The following is a 2,437-nucleotide window of genomic DNA, read 5'->3' on the forward strand; positions in this document are numbered from 1 at the left end:
TCTGCGTCACTCTCGTGATGCCTCGATATCGTTCACTGTTTTTTTTTTTTAATGACACGGCGACACCCAGAATCTACACAGTATCTTACACTCTTCCCCTACCCGACGCGCTCCCGATCGCGCGTGCCGCCGAAGCGGCCGAGCAGCGCACCGGACAGCGCGGTGCCGATGCCGGCCGCGAAGAACGTGACGACGAGCGTGCGCGCAACCAGCGAGCCGTCCGGGTCGACGTCGGACAGCATCCCGGTGAGGAACGGCACGATCACGAAGAACGCGCTGTTCAGCACGAACTGGCTCAGGAAGTACGCGCTGCCGCTGCGCGCGCTGAAGAACCATTCGATCGACGCGATCATCGCGAGCTGCGCGGCCCAGATCAGCGCGAGGCGGTGCTTGTGGCTGGCCGGATGCGACGGAATCGCCGCGCCGACGAAGCCGAGCAGCGACGACACCGACAGCAGTACGCCGATCGTCGTCGGCGACAGCCCGGCACGTTCGCCGACGAAGCCGGCGATCGCCCATTGCGATGCCTGCACGCCGTAGACGAGCGCGGTCACGACCCAGATCGCGATCACCGGCCGCCACGGCAGCGTGCCGGCGCGCACGTGGGTTTGCGCGGGGGCGCTCGCGAACGCGTCGATGCCGCGGATCGCGGGCGCCAGCACGGCGACGACGGCCGCCAGCAGCGCGAACACCCAGTGCCCGAGCCACGCGGCCGGCAATGCGGAGATCAACACGAGGATGCCGCCGTTGATGATGCCCGCGAGCAGGTTGATTTGCCCCCACAGGCGGTCGGTCGACGCGCGCTGCGACACGCCGGACGCGACGACGACGAACAGCATCCCCTCGAACAGCCCCGTCATCCCGCGTGCGAGCGCCGCGGACACGATCCCGGGTGCGACCGCGCTGAGCGCCTGCCCGGCGATCGTGCCGACCAGGCCGGCCAGCGTGAACGGCCGCGCGGCGCGCGCGATCCGGTGCGACAGCAGCGCGCAACTGATCGCGATGCCGAGGATCTCGGCGCTGACGAGCGCGGTCGCGGTGCCTTCGTCGAGCCGGAAGCGCGTCATCACGGCCGCGACGAGGAACGGCGACAGGATCAGGCCGTTGGTGGCCGCCGCGAACGCGAGTGCGAGACGGACGACGGCGCGGGTCGACGGATCGGGGCGCGACTGCGCAGCGGCATGCAGCGTGGCGGTGCTCATGAGGCCTCCTGGTTGGATCGCGGCCGATCTTGTGCGATGCCGGCCGTTTCGTGCATCGGGTGTGTCCCTCGGCGGGCCGGCGTGGCACGCGCGGTTGCGGCTGCGCTCGTACTTGCGCTTGCGTGTTGCGGCAGGCCGAACAGCGTGCGCAGGTACGGCGTCAGGAAGCGGCCATGCGGGTCCATCCGCTCACGCAGCGCGAGGAAATCGTCCCAGTGCGGGTAGCACGCCGCCAGCTCGGCGGCCTTCATCGCATGCACCTTGCCCCAGTGCGGCCGCCCGCCATGATTGCGGCAGATCGCCTGCACGCCCGAGAAGTACGCGTCGAACGGCATCCCGCGATACTGGTGCACCGAGATGCGCACGCTGTCGCGCCCGTAGTCGGGGCTGAGCCAGATGTCATCGCCGCGTACCCAGCGGTATTCGAGCGGGAACATCAGCGGGAAGCTGCGGCGCGCGATGAACGCGCGGATCTCGCGCAGCGCGTCGGCGCCGCGCTCGGCCGGCACCGACCATTCCATTTCGTTGAAGCGCACGCGGCGCACCGTCGACAGCATCGCGTAGCTCGCATCCACGTGCCGGCCGGCCGACACGGTCGACGCGCACAGCCGGCTCAGCGCCGGGCACAGCGACGGCACGCGTTTGCCGAGCCCGCACAGCGCGCCGAACACCGTGTTCTCGAGGAACGATTCGGATGCGCGGCTTGCCCAGTGCACCGAGTCGGCCGGCTCGTCGGTCATGTCCCACGCCTTGGTCAGCACGGTGTCCGTATGCGGGAACCAGTAGAACTCGAACGAGCGGTGCTTCGCGATCAGTGCGTCCGCTTGCGCGAGGCAGTCGTCGAGGTTCATCCCGCCGCGCTCGAGGCGCAGCTTGAACGCGGGCACGAGGCGCAGGCCGATTTCGGTCAGCACGCCGAGCGCGCCGAGCCCGATCCGGCCGCCGGCGAACAGCTCGGGATGCGTGTCGGCGCTCGCGCGGATCTCGCTGCCGTCCGCGCACATGAAGGTCAGGCTGTCGATCTGCGTCGACAGGTTGCCGAGCGTGATGCCGGTGCCGTGCGTGCCGGTGCTGGTCGCGCCGGCGATCGACTGCACGTTGATGTCGCCAAGGTTCTCCATCGCGAGGCCGTGCGCGGCGAGCGCCGGGCCCAGCGCCCACAGCCGCGTGCCGGCATGCACGCGTGCGACGCGCCGGTCGCGGTCGACGTCGATCACGCCCTGCATCCCGTCGAG

2 protein-coding genes are annotated in these 2,437 nt (G+C 69.8%); both read right to left on the bottom strand.

The window, feature by feature from the left end:
- Positions 1 to 98 precede the first annotated feature (98 nt).
- A complete protein-coding gene (locus tag G3O00_RS41765; protein ID WP_241025594.1) occupies positions 99 to 1,202 on the bottom strand; it encodes an MFS transporter in 1,104 nt (367 codons plus the stop codon).
- Positions 1,199 to 2,437: D-arabinono-1,4-lactone oxidase (locus G3O00_RS41770; RefSeq protein WP_206146499.1), on the bottom strand; the 1,239-nt coding region annotated here is incomplete at its 5' end. The genes G3O00_RS41765 and G3O00_RS41770, both read right to left, overlap by 4 nt.

The organism is Burkholderia sp. Ac-20384 (assembly GCF_017104605.1).
Classification (GTDB): Bacteria; Pseudomonadota; Gammaproteobacteria; order Burkholderiales; family Burkholderiaceae; genus Burkholderia; species Burkholderia lata.

What these genes read in the sequence shown, in the direction of transcription:
- G3O00_RS41765 (WP_241025594.1), bottom strand. Translation starts at nt 1,202, where the DNA reads ATGAGCACCGCCACGCTGCATGCCGCTGCGCAGTCGCGCCCCGATCCG.